A 21,980-nucleotide genomic window follows, 5' to 3' on the forward strand; every position below is an offset into this window, starting at 1 on the left:
CTTCTGCGGGGTGCGGGGCAGAGGGTTCCTCTGGCCTGGTGGTGGCCGCGCCCTTGCCGGGCTGCTCGATCTGAGCTTGCGATTTTTCCGCTTTGTCGGCCGCAGCCTTGACCGCCTCATCATCGCTGCTGACCTTGGGCAATGATGTGCCGTATTGCGAAACAAAGGCGCGGTAACGCGCGTCCATCCGCTCGGTCGGCTTGCCGCCCCAGGCCTGCTCAAGGCTGTTCAGATTGGCCAGAGCCGCCGCTGGATCGAACAGATAGGTCATCACGTCCTTGGCAATCGGCGCGGCGGCGCGGGCCCCAAATGTGCCGTGCTCAACCACCACCGCCATCGCATAGCGTGGCGCATCAGCCGGAGCATAGCAAACGAACAGCGCGTGGTCGCGCGATTTCCAGCTGCCAAAATGGCCGCGCGTAACCAGTGCCTGAACTTGCGCAGTGCCGGTCTTGCCCGCCATTTTGACGCCGCCGATATCGATCCGGCTGCCCCCGGCCGTGCCATTGCCATTGACCACACGGAACATTCCCTCGTGGGTCACGGCCAGCTGTTCGGCCGTAAACGGCAGCGCCGGACCTGGCGGCTTTTGCTGACCGAAGATCAGCGATGGTTGCAGGTTCTTGCCGCTCGCAATCCGCGCGGTCATCACCGCTAATTGCAGCGGCGATACCGATACATAGCCCTGACCGATCGACGCATTGAGCGAATCCGAGGCAGTCCATTCCTGCTTGAAACGGCGCATCTTCCAGGCGGCATCGGGGATTGTGCCATAGCGCTGGCGGGTGCCGGGCAGATCGAATTCCTGGCCCAGGCCCAGCAGTTTTGCCATCGGTGCGATCGCATCATAGCCAACCCGGTGCGCCATCTTCCAGAAGTAGGTGTTGCAGCTCTGTTCGATTGCCCGGCGCATATCGACCGAACCGTGCACCGCATCGCAGCGGAAATAGCGGTTGCCCAGCTGGTATCCGCCCGGGCAACTGATCCGTTCTTCCGGATCGACGCCGTTGATCTGCAAAGCCAGGCTGGCCATCGGCTTCATCGTTGAACCGGGCGGATAAAGCCCGCGCAACGCCTTGTTGAGCAGCGGGATGTGATCATCCTCGTTCAGCATTTTCCACTGCAACCGTCCGATCCCACCGGCGAAAGCATTGGGATCAAACGCCGGCATCGATGTTAGCGCCAGGATCCCGCCGTCGTTGCAATCAACCACCACCACTGCGGCCGATTCCAGCCCGATCCGGCGCGAGGCATAGTCTTGCAGGTTGCCGTCGATGGTCAGCCGGATCGGCTTGCCAGGAACATCATCGCGGTGTTCCAGATCGCGCACGAATTTACCCGATGCGGTCACTTCAACCCGCTGGGCACCCGGTTGCCCGCGCAGCAGATCTTCGTAATGCTTTTCAAGCCCATCCTTGCCCAGCTTGAAGCCTGGGGTCAGCAGCAGCGGATCCTTGTTTTTCGCAGTATCCTTTGCTGTGGCCGGGCCAACATAGCCAATCAGGTGCGCCACCGAAGGTCCGGTGGGATACCACCGGGTATAGGCCTGCTTTGCGACTACGCCGGGCATATCGGGCAGCCGAACCAGCACCCGGTCATAGATCTTGCTGTCCAGCCCGGCGAGAACCTCGATTGGCTGATAGCCGTGCGCCTTTTCAAGCCGGTCGGTCAGATCCTGGACTTGCACCGCATCAAACCCCAGCAGACCGGAAAGTTCGCGCACAGTGGCTTCGCTATTGACCAGGCGTTCGGGAATAATGTCGATCCGGAACTCAATCCGGTTCGAAGCCAGGCTGGCGTTGTTGCGATCCAGGATCGCGCCGCGGCGCGGCGGGATCAGGGTAAGGTTGACGCGGTTGCTTTCAGCCAGCGTGGCATATTTATCGTTCTGAACCACGCCGATCCACACCATCCGTGCGGCCAGCAAGACCCCCATTCCGGTCTGCAAACCGGCAATCAAAACTGCACGGCGATCAAAGCTGTTGGCCAGTGTGCCGGAACTGACGTGCCGTGGTTCGCCCAACATCACGCGGCCTGGATCGGGATCAGCCGCATCCGGTCAGCCAGACCGACCAGCCGGGCCACGATCGGATAGGCCAGGATCGAAAGGCCAAACTGGGGAATCAGAATACCCGGATCAATCCCGCCGGTGCCCAGCCCGACGATGAAATGCGCCAATAGCAGGTACAGCCCGATAACCGCGCTGGCGGCCACCCAGGTCAGCGCTATTCCGCGCCATGGAAAGCGCAACTCAACGAAATCCAGAACCAGCATCGCGATCGACCACAGCGTTACGGCACTGCCGAACGGTTGGCCGCTGTAAAGATCGTCAAACAGACCCAGCGGCAACCCAGCCCAGACCGGGAACAGGCCCGGCCGCATCTGCTGCCAGGCCACCAGAAACAGAAAACCCAGCGGCGGCATCACCGGGGCCGATGCAATCATCGGCCATAGCGGAGTGAGCGAACCCAGCATCACCACGATCCACGGCAAGGCCATCGCCAGCAATGAAGACGGCGCGCGGTTGATCCGCTGCTTGCCGAAACCGCGAAGGCCAGGGGGAAGGGGCGGTGCCATCAGTTTTGCTCGCCTGGTTTGCCAGCTTCGGCTTGCAGGGCTTCCTGATAGATCGGCTCAACGGTTACGTAGTCGGTCTGGCCTGGATCGCTTAGCGGACGGGCCAGCGCGCCATCCGGGGTCAGCGCAACCACCACAGCCACGGCCTCGCCAGGGCGATAGATCCCGCCTGATCCGGTTGTTACGATCGCATCGCCTGGCTTAAGCGGATTGACCCCGGTGGTGCTTAGCCGGATCTGGATCGTGCCGTCACCGCGCCCGCTGGCATAGGCCTGCACCCCGTCGCTGGCGCGGCGCACGGGCACGGTGCTTTCGGTATCGGTAATCAGCAGCACTCGCGATGAGATCAAGCCCACTTCAACCACGCGGCCCACCAGCCCCAATGGCGAACGTACCCCCATGCCAACGTGAACCCCGTGGGTCGATCCAGCACCGATCATCGCAAAGCGCCGGGTGGAAGAAGATGTCGATCCGATCAGCCGGGTGATGGCTACTGGTTTCTGATCTTGCTCGGTCAGGGTCAGTATCGCCTTCAGCCGGGCATTTTCTTCGCGCAGCGCATCTTGTTCTGCCAGCTTGACCCGGGCTTCGGCTACTTCGTGCTTCAGTTGGGCAACATCAGCGCCTTTGGTGAAATAGCCGGTCAGCGTATCCCACAGCCCGATGGACCCGGTTCGTGCGCTGGCCGCGACATTAGCCGCCGGTGCGCCGGCATCGCCGGCCAGTGTCCGCAGCCCGGCAAAACGCTGCTCCGCCCCGCTTGATACGGCAAGCAGTATCAATCCCACGCCGACCCCGACGAAGGCCACCACGTAATTTGCAAAATTGCCGTACTGTTCCCGGCGCGAATAGCCCGGGCGGCGAATGTTGGGCGCCGCCATCTAGCTATTCCGATCCGGGGGCCATGCGCGCCATCTTGGGTGCGCTCAGGCTGTCATCAACACGCCGCGGAAGATCGGTTCTTCCATCGCCCGGCCTGTCCCCAGTGCCACGCACGAAAGCGGATCCTCGGCAATCGAAACCGGCAGTCCAGTTTCTTCGCGCAGGAATTCGTCCAGGCCGTGGATCAGGGCGCCGCCGCCGGTTAGCACGATGCCCTGATCGACAATATCTGCGGCCAGTTCGGGTGCGGTGTTTTCAAGTGCGATCCGGACACCCTCGATGATCGCGCCAATTGGTTCAGACAGCGCCTCGGCGATATTGGCCTGGGTGATGGTGATTTCCTTGGGCACCCCGTTGACCAGATCGCGGCCCTTGATCTGGATTGATTCGCCAACGCCATCGGCCGGAACCATCGCGCAGCCATAATCCTTCTTGATCCGTTCCGCGGTGGCTTCGCCGATCAGCAGATTGTGGTGGCGGCGGACATAGGAAACGATTGCTTCGTCCATCTTGTCACCGCCAACGCGGACCGAAGTGGTATAAGCCAGGCCGCGCAGCGAAAGCACCGCAACTTCGGTCGTGCCGCCGCCAATATCAACCACCATCGAACCCACTGGTTCGGTAACCGGCATCCCGGCGCCAATCGCCGCAGCCATCGGTTCCAGAATCAGATAGACGGCGCTGGCCCCGGCATTGCTGGCGGCATCGCGGATTGCGCGGCGTTCGACAGAGGTTGAGCCTGATGGCACGCAGATTACGATCTCGGGCGGATTGAACATGCTGGTGCGCTTGCCATTCACCTTGCGGATGAAGTGCTTGATCATTTCTTCGGCCACTTCGATATCGGCGATCACGCCATCGCGCAGCGGGCGGATCGCCTCGATGCTGTCCGGGGTTTTGCCCATCATCATCTTGGCATCATCGCCTACGGCCTTGACCTTCTTGATCCCGTTGATCGTTTCGATCGCCACAACAGAGGGTTCGTTCAACACGATTCCGCGGTCCTGGACATAGACCAGGGTGTTCGCCGTGCCGAGGTCGATTGCCATGTTTTGCGAACCGAATTTGAAGAATCGCGAAAGGAACGAAGCCATTGAAAATTCCGTATGTTTTCCCGATACTTACCGCATTTCGAACGGTAAGCACAGGCCTGTGAGTTGGCAAGGAAGCGGTGGCATTAGCAGCACCCCCTGCGAAAGGCCAAAAAATTGTGTGGTTTTGCGCAGCTAGCTACCCGCTTTGGCTCGAATTTTTCGCGGTTCGTCGCTAGGCTAGCCAGCCCATGCCCACGATCCGCCGCCTGCCTGAAAATCTGGTCAACCGCATTGCTGCCGGTGAGGTGGTTGAGCGCCCGAGTTCGGCCTTGAAGGAGCTGGTTGAAAACGCGCTTGATGCCGGGGCGCGCAACGTGGCGATAAGGCTTTCGGAAGGCGGATTGGCCGGCATTGATGTAACCGATGATGGCTGCGCCATGCTGCCGGCAGAGATTGCACTTGCGCTGGAACGGCACGCCACCTCCAAACTGCCCGATGAGCATATTGAGCAGGTTACCACTCTGGGATTTCGCGGAGAGGCATTGCCATCGATCGCCAGCGTCGCCCGTTTGACGATTGAAAGCCGGGTGAGGGGCCAGGGCGAGGGTTGGCGCCGCGTGGTCGATCACGGGGTGCTGGCCGACGACAGCCCGGCAGCGCTGCCGCCTGGCACCCGGATCAGGGTTGAGGACCTGTTCGGAAAAGTCCCGGCCCGGCGCAAATTTCTGCGCAGCGCGCGCAGCGAATATGCCGCCTGTCTTGATGTTGTCCGCCGCTTGGCGATGGCGCGCCACGATGTGGGTTTCGTGCTGGAACACGATGGCCGCCGGGCGCTGTCGGTGCAACCGGATGATAGCCTGGCCAGCCGCGTCGCCCAGATTGTTGCGCGCGAACTGGCCGCCGATGGTGTGGCAATAGATCTTGAACGCGGCGCCGCCAGGCTAACCGGGGTGGCTGGCCTGCCCACGTTCAATCGCGGGGTGGCGGATCACCAATACCTGTTCGTCAATGGCCGGCCGGTGAAAGACCGGTTGCTGATCGGCGCAGTGCGCGGCGCCTATGCCGATATGCTGGCGCGGGATCGGCATGCGGTGCTGGCGCTGTTCCTTGCGATCCCGCCCGAGGAGGTGGATGTCAATGTCCATCCGGCAAAAACTGAAGTGCGGTTTCGCGATCCAGCCTTCATTCGCGGGTTTATCGTATCGGGGCTGCGCCATGCGCTCGATTCCGAAGGCCGGCGCAGCGCCCAGGCTCCGGCTGCTCCGGCGATGGGCAATTGGCAGGCAGAGCCGATCAGCCGCGAACCGGCACCGGCGCTGGCTTCACTGTTTGCACGTGAATATTCAGCAAGCAGCGTGCAAGAGGCAGCCCCGATCTGGCGCGGTTACGACCAACACGCCATGGCCCCGGCGGCAAAGGCCGAGATCGCTGAGGAAGCACCTTCGATCAATCACCCGCTGGGCGTGGCCCGGGGGCAGGTGGCGCAAACCTATATCGTGGCCGAGGCTGAAGACGGGCTGGTGATCGTTGATCAGCATGCCGCGCACGAACGGTTGGTGCTTGAACGGCTCAAGGCCGCAGGTGCGCAAGGGGCGATGACATCCAGCCAGGCCTTGCTGATCCCCGAAGTGGTTGAGCTGGCTGAGCCTGACGCAGACCGGGTTGAGGATGCGGCCGATCTATTGGCTTCGTTCGGGCTGGCGATCGAACGGTTTGGCCCCACCGCTGTGCTAGTGCGGGCGGTGCCGGCGGTCCTTGCCAAAGGCAATCCGCAGGCGTTGCTGCGCGATATCGCAGATGATCTGGCCCAAAATGGCGCGGCGCTGCTGTTGGCAGAGCGGATCGATCACGTCTTGGCGACGATGGCCTGCCACGGATCGGTGCGGGCTGGTCGGGTGCTTTCTGTGGCCGAAATGAACGCGCTTCTTCGCGAAATGGAAGTTACCCCGCGTTCTGGCCAATGCAATCACGGCCGCCCAACCTGGATCAAGCTGGCGCACGGTGATATCGAAAAACTGTTCGGGAGGAAGTGATGCGGCATTGGATCTTGGGGCTTTCGATTTTGCTAGGTGGATGCCAAGCCAATCCGCAACAGAAGCCGTTTGATGATCCAGAGGTGATTGCCGCACTTGAGGAGGCCCAGCGCCGCATCCCCCCGTTCAAGGCACTTGCGCCAGAGCAACTTTCGCCCGGCGATTTCACGCAGATGGACGATAATGGCGGGAGCTGCGCCTTCTATCTGGACAGTGCGCCCGATGCGCGGGCGCTGCTGGTAACTCGTCCAAACTTTGGCTGGATCAAGTTGGAAGGGCAATTGCTGCGGCTTGGCGTTGTAAAACGCAGCGCCGCCGGGCCATTTGGAACGCGGATCCAATATCTGGGCCGGCAACTGGACCTGCGGCTTGAGCCGTCCGAACCAGATCAGGCCGCACCAGCTGGCGAGCGCCAGATCATTCCCGGTCAGATTGTGATAAACGATGCTTGGGGCAGGGCGGTGTTCGTCGCTGCGGGCAAACTGCGCTGCGCGGCTCAGTAACCGCGAACCCGGATCAGGCCAATCGATTTCATCGTGCAGACTGCCACGTTTTCCTGATTGAACACCCGCACTTCTGATTGAAAACTGCCCATTTCGGGGCGTGATTGGCTTTGCTTTTTGCTGAGCAGTTCACTTTCCACCCGCAGCACATCGCCCGGATAAACCGGCTTCAGCCAGCGCAGCTCATCCAGCCCGGGTGAGCCCAAGCCTGCCTGTTTGCGCTCGGTGATATTTTCCACCAGCATCCGCATCACCATGGCGCAGGTGTGCCAGCCACTGGCCGAAATCCGCCCGAAATGGGTCTGCGCGGCGGCTTCATCAGACAGGTGGAATGGCTGGGGATCATACTTGGAGGCGAATTCAATCACCTCTTCGCGGGTCACTGCATAGCGCCCGAACGCCGCCTTTGAGCCAACTTCGAGGTCCTCAAAATAGACCAGCCCTTCGCTCATCGCTCAATTCCCCAAGCTTACCCGCATGAACACAGTGTAGCCCCATGGGTTGGTGCCATAGGCTGCGTCAAGCGCGGCGGGCTTGGCATAGAGGTTTGCTGAGCCGCCAAGCGTCAGGTCAAACGGTCCCATCGGGACATGCCGGGCGTAACCCGCCTGAAATTTGCTCACCGAGAAATGCTCGTCATGCAGCGGATCAAGCGGATTGGGGAAGAGTTCCCCGTTATCGACATTCTCAAGCCGGCTGAACAGGCTGTTCTTCGGATCAAGGTTCCAATTCACCTCGGCCAGCCAGGCATTGTGATTATCGCCGCCATGGCCCTTGCGCGAAAAGGCCGCCATCGCGCTGACGCTGCGACTGGAGTAATGAACTGAGGTCGTGAAGCGCCGCTCATCCTCGCCGGGATGGATGGCTTCGGGTTCCTTTATCTCGCCATAGCTTGCCTGCAGCGACCAGTTGGGCGATGGGTTGATCGTGCCGCGTACCGACCAGCTATCCAGCTTGGGCGTTTCAATGTTCCAGCGCGCTTCATCGGGTTCGCGCCCACGAAAAACGCTCGCCTCAATCTGCCATCGGGGGGCGGAATAACCCAGCGTCACCACGCCATAGGTGATGTGGGTGGAATCGAACCAGTGGTGCGTGATCGGCGGTTCAGGATTGTTGCTGGCAGAACCCCGATGCATGAACGCGCTGGGCCCCAGCGCTGGTTCGGCCACCGGTCCGCCATAAAGGAACAGACTGCCGCGCCCCACATTGACATCAACCCGTCCGGTCAGTTCCATGAACAGATCGTGTGGGTGCTGCCGATCGACCAGCGGCAGCCCGCCGGCGGTTTCTCCGGTCGCGAACAGGTTGGGATAACCCGCTGCGTCCATCGCCGGCTCAAGGCTCGACATGGCTGAGAATTTGACCCGGCCCCAGCCGGTATCGCGCTGCGCCGTAACCATCGCCATGCTGGTGACATAGGCCATGCTATCACCGCGTGGGCCGTTGTGATCGGTGAATTGAAGTGACGCATTGCCGTGGGTCATGAACATCCAGTCGCCGCTCATCAGGTGCTGGCCGTGCATTTCGCTCTCTGCGCCGGGCAGACGCGAAGTGCCAGAACCAGACTGACTCATCGGTTCGAGCTCGTCAGCAGAAATGGCGTGGACCGGGATCGGAGTAACAACCGGCGTGACTGAAAGCCGGCATTCCTCGATCCACAACCCCCCGTCAGCGGTAGGATAGATTCCGGGCAAGACGCCGGGCGGGCATTGTCCCGGCGGAGTCTTTTCCGCAGCCGGTGAGGGTTGGGCGGGTTTTTCAATCGAAGGAATGTCAGGCGCAGACACAGCCTCCGGCTTTTCACCACTGGGCAAACGCTGTGTATCGCCATGCCCGGCGTGGCCGGAATGGTCTTGGGCAAGGGCTGAGTTTGCAACTAAGCCAAGCGCACATAGCGTCAGTGTGCCAATCCGTGTTCTGCTCATCATTGCTGCCAGCTAGTGACTTGGCATTCAATCTTCAAGCAAGATGCGCCAACTGTCACCAAAGGGCTTGACCTCGCAGCCCATTTTGCGACTAATCCCATTAGTAGAAGTGGTCGGGGGAGTTTGTAATGCGTAAGATGTTGGCAGCAGGGGCTGCGTTGGCGATTGTTCTGTCAGCGCCCAATGTAATTGCGCAGCAGCCTGTTACGCAAGCGCAAGTCCAGGCGCTGGTTAGATCGCTGAAACCGCAGCACGGCAAGATTACCTTGCCTGCCGCGAAAGCCTCGCTTGAACTTGGCACGGCCTACGATTTTTATGGCCCCGCCGATGCGCGAAAAGTTCTGGTGGATATCTGGGGTAATCCGCCTGAAAATGCCGTTGGCGTCCTTGGGTTGGTTATGCAGGCCGGAAAAAGTCCAATGGGCGATGCCTGGGGGGCGATTATCACATTTGAGGAAACCGGCTATGTTGCCGATGATGATGCGGCAGAAGCTGATTACACCGAATTGATGACGCAGATGCAAAAAGGTGAAGCGGAGCAGAACGAACAGCGCAAGGCGTCTGGCTATCCAGGGATCCATCTGGTCGGCTGGGCTGAGCAACCGGGCTATAACAAGCTGAACCATTCTGTGGTCTGGGCGCGTGATCTGAAGTTCAGCGATTCCCAGATCGATACCCTCAACTATGATGTTCGTACGCTTGGCCGAAGCGGCGTCCTAAGCGTCAATCTGGTTTCGACGATGCCAAGGCTGGCCGAGGTGCAAAAGGCTGCGCACGAATTTGCCAGCCACGTCAAATTCGATTCCGGTGCGCGCTATGAAGATTTCGACGCCAACATGGACCAGAAGGCCGAATATGGCGTGGGCGGCCTGGTTGCTGCTGGCGTGGGCGTTGCGGTGGCCAAAAAACTTGGGATTTTGGCGATATTGCTCAAGTTCATCAAGCCGCTGCTGTTTGGCCTGATTGCTCTGATCGCGGTATTCCGCAATCGGATCATGGGACTGTTTGGACGCAAGACCGATCCGCTGGAGGGTGAGGAATAGCGCCTAAACATTGAATTTGAAGTGCATGACATCGCCATCTTGTACCACATATTCCTTGCCTTCCTGCCGCAATCTGCCGGCATCCTTGGCCCCTGTTTCACCCCCCAGCGATATGAAATCGTCAAACGCGATTGTCTCGGCCCGGATAAACCCGCGCTGCATGTCGCTGTGGATTTCGCCCGCTGCGTCAGGTGCTTTATCACCTGCGTGAACGGTCCAGGCGCGCGCTTCCTTGGGGCCGACGGTGAAGAAGGTGATCAAGTGGAGCAATTCATAGCCTGAGCGGATTACCCGGGCGAGGCCGGTTTCATGCAGGCCCATTTCTTCGAGGAACACCATCCGCTCGTCGGGCTCCATGCCCACAAGCTCGCTTTCGATTGCGGCGGAAACGATCACCGCATTGGCGCCTTCGGCCTTGGCCTTTTCAAATACCTTGGCGGTATAGGCATTGCCGTTCGCGGCGCTTTCTTCCTCAACATTACAGACATAAAGCACCGGCTTGGCGGTGAGCAGCTGGGCAGAATTGAACACCCGCAGCTCTTCCTCGTCACTTGGCCGGGCTAGCCGCGCTGGCTTGCCTTCGCGCAGCAGATCGAGCGCAGGGGCCAGAACGGATGCCAGCAACTTGGCTTCCTTATCGCCCTGCGCGGCCTTTTTCTGGGCTGCGGGAACGCGTTTTTCCAGGCTTTCCAGATCAGACAGCATCAGTTCGGTTTCCACCGTATCGGCGTCTGAAACCGGATCGATCCGTTCATCGACATGCTGGATATCGTCATTTTCAAAGCAGCGCAGCACGTGAACGATGGCATCCACTTCGCGGATATTGCCCAGGAACTGATTGCCCAGCCCTTCGCCCTTCGATGCCCCGCGCACCAGGCCCGCGATATCGACAAAGCCCAGCTGGGTCGGGATGATCTTTTGGCTACCGGCAATCGCGGCCAGCTGATCCAGCCGCGGATCAGGCACGCCGACGTTGCCGACATTGGGCTCAATCGTGCAGAATGGATAATTCGCCGCCTGTGCCGATTGCGTTTCGGTCAGCGCATTGAACAGGGTGCTTTTGCCAACATTGGGCAAGCCGACGATACCGCAACGAAAACCCATTACCTACTCCGCATCAGGTGCAAGCGCGCGCCCATAGCGGGGGAGCGGCCGTTTGGCGAGGGGCTATGGGCCTTGGGGCCGCAGCACGGCAGGCCAAAGCGGGTCGCCTGGATGGCTGAACCGGGGATTTCACCGAAATTTCAACAATTGGCGCTACGGCTGATGCCATGAAACGCGCCCTCCCATTATTGCTGCTGTTAGCCCTGCCAGGCTGCGGTCAGGATGATCCAGCAACGCTGCTGAAACAGGCGATGGATGAATATGCCCAGCAGGATTACGCCGCGGCGCGCATCGATGCTCTGGCCGTGTTGCAGGCCCGGCCGGGCGATCGGCAAGCGGCCTTGCTGCTGGCCCAATCGCTGTTGCGGCTTGGCGATGGTGAAGGTGCGCAGGCCGCGATCGAACAATTGAAGGCGCTGGGCTGGGCAGGCCCTGCGCTAGGCCGGTTGGAAGCCGAAGCGATGCTGGCGCGCGGCCTTCCCAAACAGGCAATTGAACGCCTGGCTGATGATCGTTCTGCCGATGCCTGGCGGATCATCGCGGCGGCGCGTTTGAAACTGGATGACAGCGCCGGCGCGCTTGATGCCTACAAGGCCGGTCTGGCGGCGGGCGGCGGCTATCTGCTGTCGCTCGATTTCGCGAATTTTCTGCTGGCAGGCGATGATCTGGCGGGCGCTGCTGCGCAATTGCGGGCCTTGCAAGGCTATGATGCCAATGCGCTGGCCACTTTGATGCTGGCTGCGACGATCCACAACAAGCACGGCCGCAAGGCTGAGGCGCATAAAGGCTATGCCGAAGCAGCCAAGCGCTATCCCTTGCGGGTAGAACCGCTGGTCGCCGATGCGCGGCTGTATGATGAAGAAGGCAAGGTTGATACCGCGATCGAGCTGGTTGATCAGGCCGCAAAGCTGGCCCCAGACCATCCTGAAGTTTTCGAGCTAAAAGTGATGCTGGCCAGCATCAAGGGCGATTGGGAAAAGGTCCGATCACTGCTGGGGCCAATCGAAACCAGCCTGGTGCCGCTTTCGGCCAACTATATGACTTATGCCGAAGCCCTGCTGCGGCTGGGCCACCCGGAACAGGCGCGGGCAATGTTTGAACGCGCGCTGCAAGTATCGCCGCACAACCCTTATTCGCGGTTGATGGCGGGCGAGGCGCAGTTGGCAACCGGCGATGCCCGTGCGGCCTGGGCCACGTTGCAACCACTGGCGATCAGCATCATGGCTGGACCAAGAGAGCTTGAACTGGGCGAAAAGGCAGCCCGTGCAGCCGGCGATCAAACCGCCGATGCACTGGCGGCCCGGCTTCGCTCGCCCGGATTCAAGCAGGCCCAGAATTTGACGCAGCAAGGCCAGCAGGCTTTGGCACGGCGCGATTGGCCGGCGGCAATCGCCGCTTACCAAGCCTTGCTGGCACTGGGGCAAGACGCAGAGGCTCACAAACGCCTGGCCTTCGCCCTGACCAACAGCGCCCAGCACGATCAGGCGATTGCCGAGGCTGACCGTGCTTTGGCGCTGGAACCGGAAAACGCAGATATGCTGCACATGGCGGGTTTGACCCGGTTCAACGCCGGGCGGGATGCGGCCAAGGCGCTGCAATTGTTGCAGGCGGCGGCCCGCAAGGATCCAGCCTCAGCCTTGTTTCGCACCGATCTGGCGCGCGCGCAGCAAGCCAGCCGCAGCTGACCTGCGCACATACAAATCGCCGCCAGCCATAGGGCTGACGGCGATTTGCCGAAACGGGACCGTGTTTCGTTTGTGCGTTCAGGCGCGCGGCTTGCGGCGGCGGGCAATGCCCACGCCCAGCAGACCCAGACCCATCAGGCCAAGCATGCCCGGTTCCGGAACCGCAGTGCCACCCGACGAGGTCGAAGTGGTAGTGCCGCCCGAAGTGCTGCTGGTCGACGTGGTCGAACCGCCCGAGGTCGTGCTGCTTGAGGTTGTGCTGGTGGTGGTGCCGCCGGTCGAGGTCGATGAAGTGGTGGTGCCGCCAGAAGAGGTGGTCGTGGTGCCACCGGTGGACGTCGAGGTTGAGGTCGATGACGTGCCGCCCGATGAGCTGGTGCAGGTGCTGCTGGTATGGCCGCAGCTGCAATAGTGAGTGTGCGTGGGGGTCCACGAACCCCAGGCGAACGAAGCGCTGGAGAATGACAGCGCGCTTGCTGCAGCCAGGGTCGAAAGAATGATCGTTTTGGTCTTCATGGTATATGCCCCCAAAAGGAAAACTGGATTGGTTGACGGCTTTCTTCGCAAAGGCCGTGCCAATCGATGTTTTCAGGGGATTTGGGTGGTTAACGGGTCTGCCCAGGCTTCAACGCTGTAAGCCATCCCGACAGGTTTAGTGGTTAATTTCCTGGGTTTAGCCGCAAGGCCACGTCGCTCATGAAGCGCTCGGGATCATTCTTGGCCAGCCAGTCCGCTTCGCCCGCGATTGCGCCCAGCATATCGGCCAGCGGATCCATTTCGGTCTTGGCATAATTGCCCAGCACATGGCCTGTAACGCGGTCTTTGTGCCCGGGGTGGCCAATCCCGATCCTAACCCGGCGGAAGTCTGGCCCCAGATGCTGGTCAATCGAGCGCAGCCCATTGTGCCCGGCAGTTCCACCGCCTTGCTTCACCTTGACCTTGAACGGCGCCAGATCGAGCTCGTCGTGAAACACTGTCAGGGCGTCAGTATCGAGTTTGTAAAACCGCAGCGCCTCGCCCACGGCGCGGCCGCTTTCGTTCATGTAGGTCGCGGGCTTGAGCAGCAGGATTTTCGCGCCGCTGATCCGGCCTTCCTGCAACCAGCCCTGGAACTTCTTGTGGGCCGTGCCAAATCCATGAACCTCGGCCAGGGTATCAAGCGCCATAAAGCCGACATTGTGCCGGTTCAGCGCATATTGCGCGCCAGGATTGCCCAGGCCGACCCACAATTGCATCACGGGCAGTCCCTATTTCAGCAGCAGGTTGACAGTCTCAAGCCGGTCAGCCGTCATCCCGGTCATGCAGCCATCGAAAAGCTGGTTGAACTTTTCGTTGTCAAGATCGCGTGACTTCTGGCGGGCCCGCTCAAATTCTCCCTTGGCGCGCTTTTCCGGCGGCAAGGTAGAAATGCGGCCAAGATACCAATCACTTTTTGCCCGAAGCGCAGTTCTGGAATTGCTCAGGCCGTCGCGCTGGTCGGCGGGCGTCTTGGGATCGTTCAATTGCTCACGAATGGCAAATTCGGCCACGGCCAGCAGCGCGAAGCATTGAAAGTCGCGATCCCCAACCGGACCATTGGCGGCGGCGGCAGGAACCACCAGCGAAGCCGCTAAAACTGCGAAAATACCAAGGTGGCGAACCATCTGAATGCCTTTCGAAAAATGCCAAGTACCGGCAGCAACTTCTTGCCCCGGCTTACCCGCTAAACACAAAACCGCAACCGCCGGATTATTTGCCCAGCAGCTGGCCAAGCAGGCGTGCTTCCTCAGCCTCGTAATAGGCGATGCAGCCCATAGTTGAATTCACCAGCTGATCCTGCCCCATCGCCGTCATCCTGTTGAACGCTGCGCTGCCGGCGGCTTGCAGATTGGCAGGGGCACGCGCCGCAATCCGGCCTTCGAAAAAGCCCAATGCGGCAGCCATCTTGGTAACAAAACCGGAATTCTCCAGCCGCCTGTCGGCCGGCACAGTTGCGTCACCCAGGGTCTTTTTGCCCTCGGTCACGAAGAACATCAGTTGCATGGCGCAGCCAATTTCATCGATCTGGGCCGGGGCGTCGGCAGCCGGCTGGGCAAATGCCACTGCCGGCGCAAGCAGCGCAGCCGCGCCAAGTGAAAGGGTGAAGCGGCGCAATCTGGTCATCGGGATCCCCTATAAGAAAAAAGCCGGACTGCGGCTGGCGCAATCCGGCTTAACTCTGGCTGAAGCGGGCTGATTATTCAGCGCCGCCCTCAGTCTTGGCATTGTCACCTTCTTCGCTGCGCATGCCCGAAGGGGCAACGATGGTGGCAATGGTAAAATCACGATCGGTGATCGCCGAGGCCGAACCGGCCGGCAGCGAAACGTGGCTGATGTGGATCGAATCGCCAACATCGAACCCGGCTACATCGATCTGGATGTCTTCCGGGATCTTGTCCGCTTCGCAGACCAGTTCCAGCTCGTGCCGGACGACGTTGAGCACACCGCCGCGCTTGAGGCCAGGTGAGGCTGCTTCATTGATGAACAGAACCGGCACTGCGACGTGAACCTTGGAATCCTTCGACAAGCGCAGGAAATCAACATGGAGCGGGCGATCGGTGACGGGGTGGAAAGCTACGTCCTTGGGCAGGGCCCGCACGGTCTTGCCGCCAACTTCAACATCGACAACCGAGTTGAAGAAGTGGCCGGTGCCAAGCTGCTTGCGCAGCAGCTTTTCCTCAACGTGGATCGCCAAGGGTTCTTCTTTACCGCCATAGACGACGGCGGGGACGCGGCCTTCGCGACGCAGTGCCCGGGAGGCTCCCTTGCCAGCCCGGTCGCGCGTCTCAGCCGGCAGGTGCAGAGTATCGCTCATTGCAAAAGCCTTTCAAAAACGAGAATAACGTTCTTCTCCCGCCACGCCTCCAGGGATGACCATAACGGGGAAGCGCGGGCGGTTAGCGGCAATGCACCGCAAATGCAAGGCCGGTCTCTATTGAAGCCGGGTCACTTTATAACCGCGCGCGGCCAGCATTGCGGGAAGGCCGTCGGCACCCGCCAGATGAGCGGCGCCCACCGCCACGAACGGGCGGGCCTTGTTATTCAGCAAGGCCAGGAGTTTGCGCACCCAATCGCGGTTGCGGCCAACCAGCAAAACTTCACGCAGCACCGGATCGGCAAACATGTCTTCATCCACCAGTCTGGCGATAGCCGCCGTGTTCCCGGTGGCCCAGGCCAGTTCCAGCCGGCGCGCCTTGGCGTTGCGCGTGGCTGGATCATCTTCGATCACCGAGGCCAGCAGTGCGTGCTGCTGGGCCTGCGGCAGACGATCAAAAATCAAAAGCTGGGCTTCGGCGCCCTCAAATTCGGCAATCGGTCCTGCGTAGGCCTTGGCCAAGGCGCGATCGATGCCGTTGGCGCTATCCTGTTTGCCAACATAGGCCTGGGCCTGGGCAATCATCAGCGCCGCCGCCCAGGTTTCATAGCGATCCAGGCTGCCAGGGGCGATCGCATCGCGGGCCAGTTCGGCCGCCAGTTCATCGCGCAGGGTTTGATCGATCCGGCGGGCAAGGGGCGGGGGAAGCGCATCGGTTGCCAGCCTGGCAAAAGTTCGCGCAGTGGCGGCATCGTTGCCCACATCGGCAACTTCCAGGATCAGCCGGTCCGATTGCGACAGTGCCTGCTCAATCGTGTCCGATCGCCAGTTGGCTGGGCTTTGCAGCGCGTGGATCGTGCCCAGCAGCCAGGCCTTCTGCCCTTGCGGCCCTTCCACCAGCCACAGCGCCGGCTTTGCTTCGGTGGGCCCGCCGCAACTGCCAAGCGCGGCAGCCAGGCACAGGCCCAGCAGTCCGCGCAGAAAATTATTGCACACGGGTCAGCCGGAAGCCGTCTCTGGTCAGCAGATCATTGACCGATTTGGCTCCGCCACCTAGATGGCCAGCACCCACCGCCACGAATACGGTGCCAGGCTGGGCCATCCGGGCTTCGATCCATTTTGCCCAATTGCGGTTGCGCGAATAGAGCATCATTTCGGCAAACGCGGGATCTTCATCGGCATTAAGCAGCCCCGCCAGCTCGGCCGCATCGCCGGCCGACCATTTGACGACCATCTGCGAGATCAACCCCTTCATCTCGGGAATGCCTTTGACCACGGTATCCAGAAATTCGATCTGTTCGGCTTCGGACTGGGTGGAAAACAGCCCGAACTGAAAATCGAGCGTTTCAAGGCCGATCCGCGGAATGGTCTTTTCCTTGGCATGAGCATCAAGCGTGGCTTCAACCCCGTGGCCGGGTTCAAAACCGAACTTCTGCACCGCCAGCAGCGGCATCAGCATCGCCGGCACCCAGGGCCTTGATCGATCAAACGATTCAACCGGAAGATCCAGCCCGGCCATCGCCCCTTCATACCGCCCGCGGCGATCCTCGCTCAGCTTGTCGCGCAGGCTCTGTCCGGCCGGCAGCACGCCGTATCGGGCCAGACTGCCGACAAATTCGCTCTGCGGCACATCGGGCAGCTCGGTTACCAGCAAGTCAGAATGATTGAAGGCATAGGCCACCGGGCCATGAAACCAATCGACCCCTTTGGGCAGGATGTGGATCGTGCCGAACAGATAGATCGTGGTGTCTTTGTCTGCCAGTTTCCATAAGGCCGGTTTGGCCTGATCGGGGGCAGGGACGGCCACGATCGGTTGCTGCGTGGGCAGGCGTTGCTGGGCAAGCGTGGCCGAACCCAACAGAGCGAAAGCGGCGAGGGCGGCGCCTTTGAAGATTGAGCGGAGTTTCATCATCGGGCGGTCATGTAGCACAAGCGGTGATTGAAAGGTGAATGAAACGGATCAGCGATAGCGCCGCCACAACCAGGCTGCGGTCCACACCACAAACACACCGATGAAAACGTGGCCATGATCGATTGGCGGCGCCAGTCCGCCTTTTGCAGCAACGAACCAACCCATCACCAGCGCGAAGTAGAAATTGATAGCCACCAGCGATGCGGTTTCCTGCGCGGCACGGTCATGCTCGTCAATGTAGCGGTAATAAAAGCCCGATGCGATGCAGGTAAGCGCCAGCGCGGCCAGAATCACCGCCGCAATAACTGGGCTGATCGGCGCGCTGGAATAGAGCGTATTGACCAGATCTTGCGGATGGCCACTGGTTGTTTCCAGATTGATCAGCGCCACCGCGGCGCCCAAGATCAGTCCCAGCGCAATAAAGAACATCCACAAGCGCTGAACCTTCAGAACGCTGGGGCCAACTTTTTCGCGCGGCTTGCGCACCAGCTGGACTGTTCGCGAAATCAACTGCCAGGCGCAAACAGCCGCCACCAGCAGCAATGCCGCGCCGATCACATAGTCCCGAATTTCAACGGCACCATGTTTGCTGACCTCAGCGAAGTACCCCAACACAGTTCCGATGCAGAAGATCAACAGGACACCCAGCAGGACAAGGACCGCGGATTGCCCAATAGCCGAGCGGACCGGTTTGGCCGGTGGGGTGGTGGCTTCAGAATTGGTCATCGAAAATCTCCTCAATCGGCATCGCGAACAGCCGGGCGATCCGAAACGCCAGTGGCAGGGATGGATCATGCTTGCCGGTCTCAATCGCGTTCACGGCCTGGCGTGACACGTCGAGCCGTTCGGCCAGTTCGGCCTGGCTCCAGTTGCGCATTGCGCGCAGGACTTTGAGCTTGTTGTTCATGACAAGGCCCGTTCAGTTGGCCCAGCTGGCGCTGCCAGTGATGATTTCTTCAAGGCAGCGCTGCTCTTCGGCTTTGGCCCAGCGGCTGTCGATCCCGGTCTGGCAAGCCGACCGGGCTGCGTTCTTTAGCCGAAGTTCGAATTTTGCCCGATCGGCCGGGTCGCCGGGATCCAGGTCTGATGCCGGCACCGCCAGGCTGACCGGCTCCAGGCTGGCGGCGGCGGCAAAGGTTGCGGCCGATGCGGTGGCAAAAGCCAGGCTCAAAGCGAAGTTAAGGGCGCGTGCTGTCATCATGGTTCTCCGGATATCTGCCGAGATGTAGAGTCTCGCGTACCTGTCTTTATGTCAGGTATGCATGACTATATGTCGTGATTCGCTGACACTGTCAACACTACCTGACACAGCCGGTGAGCAATGCCTGAGAACGGTTGATTTCGGCGGCTTTGTGGGCCAAAGGCCGCTGCCATGAGCCTTTCCTTTCAAGACATGATCCTTACGCTCCACAGCTTCTGGAGCAAGCAGGGCTGCCTGATCCTCCAACCCTATGACATGCGGGTTGGGGCGGGCACGTTTCATCCGGCCACCACGCTGCGCAGCCTGGGGCCATGTCCGTGGAACGCGGCCTATGTCCAGCCAAGCCGCCGGCCAACCGATGGGAGATACGGCGAAAATCCGAACCGCTTGCAGCACTATTACCAGTACCAGGTAATCATGAAGCCCAGCCCGGAAAACCTGCAGGAACTGTACCTCGCCAGCCTGTTTGAAATAGGGGTCGATCCGCTCGCGCACGATATCCGCTTTGTCGAGGATGACTGGGAAAGCCCCACGCTGGGTGCCTGGGGGCTGGGCTGGGAAGTGTGGTGTGATGGGATGGAAGTATCCCAGTTCACCTATTTCCAGCAAATGGGCGGGTTCGATTGCAAGCCGGTTGCAGGCGAGCTGACCTATGGATTGGAACGCCTGGCGATGTACATCCAGGGCGTAGACAACGTCTATGACCTGCGCTTCAATGATGCCGGGGTCTCTTACGGCGACGTGTTCCTGACCAACGAGCAGGAATTCTCCAAATACAACTTTGAGGTTGCCGATACGGGCAGCCTGTTTGATGGCTTTGCCAAGGCTGAGGCAGAGTGCCAGCGCTGCATCGCCGCCGATATTCCGCTGGCCGCCTATGATCAGGCAATCGAGGCCAGCCACCTGTTCAACCTGTTGCAAGCGCGCGGCGTGATCTCGGTTCAGGAACGCGCCAGCTATATGGGCCGGGTCCGCGATCTGGCCAAGGGATCGGCCCAGGCCTGGATTGAAAAGAACAAGGACCAATGGGCCAAGGACTATCCGGAGTGGGTACTGTGAGCGATTTCCTGCTTGAGCTGCGCTGCGAAGAAATCCCAGCCCGGATGCAGGCCGGCGCGCGCGCCGATCTGGAAAAGCTGTTGCGCAAGGAACTGGACGCTGCGGGCATTGCCCTGGGCGATCTCACCGTCTGGTCCACCCCGCGCCGGCTGACGCTGATCGCGCGCGGCCTGCCAACCGTTACCGCTGCGGTAAGCGAGGAGCTGAAAGGCCCGCGGGTTGGCGCGCCCCCGCAAGCGCTTGAAGGGTTTTTGCGAAAGACCGGGCTTGGCGAAGACCAGCTGATAGAGCGGGGCGGGGTGCTCTATGCGGTTACTGAAAAGCCCGGCCGGGCAACGGCTGATGTGCTGGCCGAAGCGATTCCGGCGATCGTCCGGGCGTTCCCCTGGCCCAAAAGCCAGCGCTGGGGCGCTGCATCGTTGGCTAGCGAAAGCCTGCGCTGGGTGCGGCCGCTTTCGGGGATCGTCGCGTTGTTCGATGACGCGGTGATTGAATGCGGGATTGGCGGCATAGCCTCTGGAAGGAACACCGCAGGCCATCGTTTCCACGCGCAAGGCGAGGTTGTGATTGAGCGTATCGATCAGTATCTTTCAAGGCTGCATCAGGCCCACGTAGTCGTCGATCATGAAGAACGGCAGGACATGATCCGCGATCTGGCGCACAAGGCCGCCGACGCAGCCGGGCTCAAGCTGGTTGAGGACGAAGGCCTGGTGATCGAAAACGCCGGGCTGACCGAATGGCCGGTGCCGCTGCTGGGGCGGTTTGACGAAGCGTTCCTCGATGTGCCCCCCGAAGTGATCCAGCTGACCGCGCGGACCAACCAGAAGTATTTCGTGTGCAATGATGCTGCCGGCAAGCTCGCCAATGCTTTCGTGTGCACCGCCAACATCGCCGCCAGCGATGGCGGCGCGGCAATCGTCGATGGCAACCGCAAGGTGCTGGCCGCACGGCTTAGCGATGCGCGGTTTTTCTGGGAGCAGGACCGCAAGAAGACGCTGGCGCAGCACGCCGAAGGTCTGGCGCGGATCACCTTCCATGAAAAGTTGGGCACTGTTGCCGACAAGGCCCAGCGCGTGGCCAAGCTGGCGCGGTGGCTGGTTGAGGAGGGGATTGTTGGAAGCCATTCCCCCGCAACCGACCCTCGTCATTCCCGCGAAGGCGGGAACCCAGGGGCGGACCAACACTGGGCCCCCGCCTTCGCGGGGGTGACGAAGGAAGAAGCGGGGGTGACGCAGGAAGAAGTGGGGGTGACGACGCAGGAACTCGCCGATCAGGCCGAACTGGCCGCTCAGCTGTGCAAGGCCGATCTCGTCACCGAAATGGTCGGCGAATTCCCCGAACTGCAAGGCCTGATGGGCGGCTACTACGCCCGCGCCGAAGGCCTGCCCGATGCCGTAGCCGACGCGATCCGCGATCACTACAAGCCGGTCGGGCAGGGCGATATCGTGCCGGTCGCGCCAGTGACGGTGGCGGTGAGTTTGGCGGATAAGCTGGATACGATTATTGAATTTTTCGCTATCGATGAAAGGCCGACTGGGTCGAAGGATCCATTCGCCCTTCGCCGTGCAACGCTGGGCGCTATTCGAACTGTTCTCACCAACAAGCTGAAGTTGCGGCTGGCCAGTGTAGTTTCCAACCAAACTATCAACCGTGCGATGGCTACCTCCGCTCATTCTCTAGAACGCCAAATCGTTGATTTCTTCGCTGATCGCCTCAAAGTCCAGGAGCGCGATGCTGGCGTCAGGCACGACATTGTAGATGCAGTCACCGTGTTGGTCGAAGAAGACGATCTGGTCCGCCTGCTCGCGCGGGTCCATGCGCTTCAGGCGTTCATCGGGACCGACGACGGAACCAACCTGCTCGCAGCCTACAAGCGCGCGGCGAATATCCTCAAGAAGGAAGAGTTCGAGGCTGGCGCGGTTAATTCCACGCCTGAACCGGCTGAGGCCGCCTTGATCGCGGCGCTTGATGCGGCGGAACCCAAGGCGGAAGCTGCGATTGCTGGCGAGGACTTCACCGCCGCGATGGCCGCACTCGCCAGCCTTCGCGGGCCGATCGATGTGTTCTTTGAGGCGGTGATGGTCAACGATCCCGATCCGGCCAAACGCGCCTTCCGGTTGGGCTTGCTGGCGCGTTTCCGTGCTGCGGTGCACAAAGTGGCTGACTTCTCAAGGATCGAAGGCTAGGGG

Annotated in this window: 23 protein-coding genes; 6 read left to right on the forward strand and 17 right to left on the reverse strand. The window is 60.8% G+C overall.

Going from position 1 to position 21,980, the window contains the following annotated elements:
• The 4 genes from mrdA to ABL914_RS00020 all read right to left on the reverse strand — a co-directional run.
• Nucleotides 1-2,026, reverse strand: a 2,026-nt coding sequence (mrdA, locus tag ABL914_RS00005) for a penicillin-binding protein 2 (protein ID WP_391561085.1), incomplete at its 3' end; no start/stop codon positions are given.
• Nucleotides 2,026-2,577: a rod shape-determining protein MreD gene (locus ABL914_RS00010; protein ID WP_391561086.1), complete on the reverse strand. Its 552-nt coding sequence runs from the start codon at nt 2,575-2,577 to the stop codon at nt 2,026-2,028. The genes ABL914_RS00010 and mrdA, both read right to left, overlap by 1 nt.
• A complete protein-coding gene (gene mreC, locus ABL914_RS00015) occupies nt 2,577-3,458 on the reverse strand; it encodes a rod shape-determining protein MreC (protein ID WP_391561087.1) in 882 nt (293 codons plus the stop codon). Before mreC ends, ABL914_RS00010 begins: the two co-directional genes overlap by 1 nt.
• A 45-nt stretch (nt 3,459-3,503) precedes the next feature.
• Nucleotides 3,504-4,553 carry a rod shape-determining protein gene (locus tag ABL914_RS00020; protein WP_391561088.1) on the reverse strand — a complete coding sequence of 350 codons (1,050 nt, stop codon included), beginning with the start codon at nt 4,551-4,553 and terminating at the stop codon, nt 3,504-3,506.
• 188 nt (nt 4,554-4,741) lie between these two features.
• On the opposite strand from ABL914_RS00020, the gene mutL reads away from it, so the two are divergent.
• Nucleotides 4,742-6,526 (forward strand): DNA mismatch repair endonuclease MutL, encoded by a 1,785-nt coding sequence (gene mutL / locus ABL914_RS00025; protein WP_391561089.1) that lies wholly within the window; start codon nt 4,742-4,744, stop codon nt 6,524-6,526.
• On the forward strand, nt 6,526-7,029 hold the full coding sequence (locus ABL914_RS00030) for a hypothetical protein (RefSeq protein WP_391561090.1): 504 nt from the start codon (nt 6,526-6,528) through the stop codon (nt 7,027-7,029). The genes mutL and ABL914_RS00030 overlap by 1 nt, the downstream gene beginning before the upstream one ends.
• Here ABL914_RS00030 and ABL914_RS00035 read toward each other — a convergent pair.
• Both ABL914_RS00035 and ABL914_RS00040 read right to left on the reverse strand, forming a co-directional pair.
• The gene (locus tag ABL914_RS00035) at nt 7,023-7,469 is read right to left on the reverse strand and encodes a MaoC family dehydratase (protein ID WP_391561277.1); all 447 of its coding nucleotides are present in this window, start codon (nt 7,467-7,469) and stop codon (nt 7,023-7,025) included. The genes ABL914_RS00030 and ABL914_RS00035 overlap by 7 nt on opposite strands.
• A 15-nt stretch (nt 7,470-7,484) precedes the next feature.
• Nucleotides 7,485-8,816: a hypothetical protein gene (locus tag ABL914_RS00040; protein WP_391561091.1), complete on the reverse strand. Its 1,332-nt coding sequence runs from the start codon at nt 8,814-8,816 to the stop codon at nt 7,485-7,487.
• 266 nt (nt 8,817-9,082) lie between these two features.
• Between ABL914_RS00040 and ABL914_RS00045 the strand changes: the two genes are divergently transcribed.
• Nucleotides 9,083-9,997, forward strand: a complete 915-nt coding sequence (locus ABL914_RS00045) for a DUF2167 domain-containing protein (protein WP_391561092.1) — start codon at nt 9,083-9,085, stop codon at nt 9,995-9,997.
• 3 nt (nt 9,998-10,000) lie between these two features.
• On the opposite strand, the gene ychF is transcribed toward ABL914_RS00045, so the two are convergent.
• A complete protein-coding gene (ychF, locus tag ABL914_RS00050) occupies nt 10,001-11,101 on the reverse strand; it encodes a redox-regulated ATPase YchF (protein ID WP_391561093.1) in 1,101 nt (366 codons plus the stop codon).
• A 167-nt stretch (nt 11,102-11,268) separates the two neighbouring features.
• On the opposite strand from ychF, the gene ABL914_RS00055 reads away from it, so the two are divergent.
• Nucleotides 11,269-12,786, forward strand: a complete 1,518-nt coding sequence (locus ABL914_RS00055; protein WP_391561094.1) for a tetratricopeptide repeat protein — start codon at nt 11,269-11,271, stop codon at nt 12,784-12,786.
• A 78-nt stretch (nt 12,787-12,864) separates the two neighbouring features.
• On the opposite strand, the gene ABL914_RS00060 is transcribed toward ABL914_RS00055, so the two are convergent.
• From ABL914_RS00060 to ABL914_RS00105, 10 genes are all read right to left on the reverse strand, one after another.
• Entirely contained in the window at nt 12,865-13,302 is a 438-nt protein-coding gene (locus tag ABL914_RS00060) for a PEP-CTERM sorting domain-containing protein (protein WP_391561095.1), read from the reverse strand.
• 143 nt (nt 13,303-13,445) lie between these two features.
• Nucleotides 13,446-14,021 (reverse strand): aminoacyl-tRNA hydrolase, encoded by a 576-nt coding sequence (gene pth, locus ABL914_RS00065; RefSeq protein WP_391561096.1) that lies wholly within the window; start codon nt 14,019-14,021, stop codon nt 13,446-13,448.
• A 12-nt stretch (nt 14,022-14,033) separates the two neighbouring features.
• Nucleotides 14,034-14,429: a hypothetical protein gene (locus ABL914_RS00070; protein WP_391561097.1), complete on the reverse strand. Its 396-nt coding sequence runs from the start codon at nt 14,427-14,429 to the stop codon at nt 14,034-14,036.
• A gap of 85 nt (nt 14,430-14,514) precedes the next feature.
• On the reverse strand, nt 14,515-14,928 hold the full coding sequence (locus tag ABL914_RS00075) for a hypothetical protein (protein ID WP_391561098.1): 414 nt from the start codon (nt 14,926-14,928) through the stop codon (nt 14,515-14,517).
• 73 nt (nt 14,929-15,001) lie between these two features.
• Nucleotides 15,002-15,619 (reverse strand): 50S ribosomal protein L25/general stress protein Ctc, encoded by a 618-nt coding sequence (locus ABL914_RS00080; protein ID WP_391561099.1) that lies wholly within the window; start codon nt 15,617-15,619, stop codon nt 15,002-15,004.
• Nucleotides 15,620-15,736: 117 nt separating this feature from the next.
• Nucleotides 15,737-16,615, reverse strand: a complete 879-nt coding sequence (locus ABL914_RS00085) for a TraB/GumN family protein (protein WP_391561100.1) — start codon at nt 16,613-16,615, stop codon at nt 15,737-15,739.
• Nucleotides 16,605-17,528 carry a TraB/GumN family protein gene (locus ABL914_RS00090; protein ID WP_391561101.1) on the reverse strand — a complete coding sequence of 308 codons (924 nt, stop codon included), beginning with the start codon at nt 17,526-17,528 and terminating at the stop codon, nt 16,605-16,607. Before ABL914_RS00090 ends, ABL914_RS00085 begins: the two co-directional genes overlap by 11 nt.
• Before the next feature lie 51 nt (nt 17,529-17,579).
• Nucleotides 17,580-18,257, reverse strand: a complete 678-nt coding sequence (locus ABL914_RS00095) for a hypothetical protein (protein ID WP_391561102.1) — start codon at nt 18,255-18,257, stop codon at nt 17,580-17,582.
• Entirely contained in the window at nt 18,244-18,438 is a 195-nt protein-coding gene (locus ABL914_RS00100; protein ID WP_391561103.1) for a helix-turn-helix transcriptional regulator, read from the reverse strand. Before ABL914_RS00100 ends, ABL914_RS00095 begins: the two co-directional genes overlap by 14 nt.
• A gap of 12 nt (nt 18,439-18,450) precedes the next feature.
• On the reverse strand, nt 18,451-18,729 hold the full coding sequence (locus tag ABL914_RS00105; RefSeq protein ID WP_391561104.1) for a UrcA family protein: 279 nt from the start codon (nt 18,727-18,729) through the stop codon (nt 18,451-18,453).
• Nucleotides 18,730-18,903: 174 nt separating this feature from the next.
• Here ABL914_RS00105 and ABL914_RS00110 point away from each other — a divergent pair, with 174 nt between their 5' ends.
• Nucleotides 18,904-19,791: a glycine--tRNA ligase subunit alpha gene (locus ABL914_RS00110; protein ID WP_391561105.1), complete on the forward strand. Its 888-nt coding sequence runs from the start codon at nt 18,904-18,906 to the stop codon at nt 19,789-19,791.
• Entirely contained in the window at nt 19,758-21,977 is a 2,220-nt protein-coding gene (gene glyS / locus ABL914_RS00115; RefSeq protein ID WP_391561106.1) for a glycine--tRNA ligase subunit beta, read from the forward strand. Before ABL914_RS00110 ends, glyS begins: the two co-directional genes overlap by 34 nt.
• Nucleotides 21,978-21,980: the final 3 nt, after the last annotated feature.

The organism is Novosphingobium sp. (assembly GCF_040079535.1).
Classification (GTDB): domain Bacteria; phylum Pseudomonadota; class Alphaproteobacteria; order Sphingomonadales; family Sphingomonadaceae; genus Novosphingobium.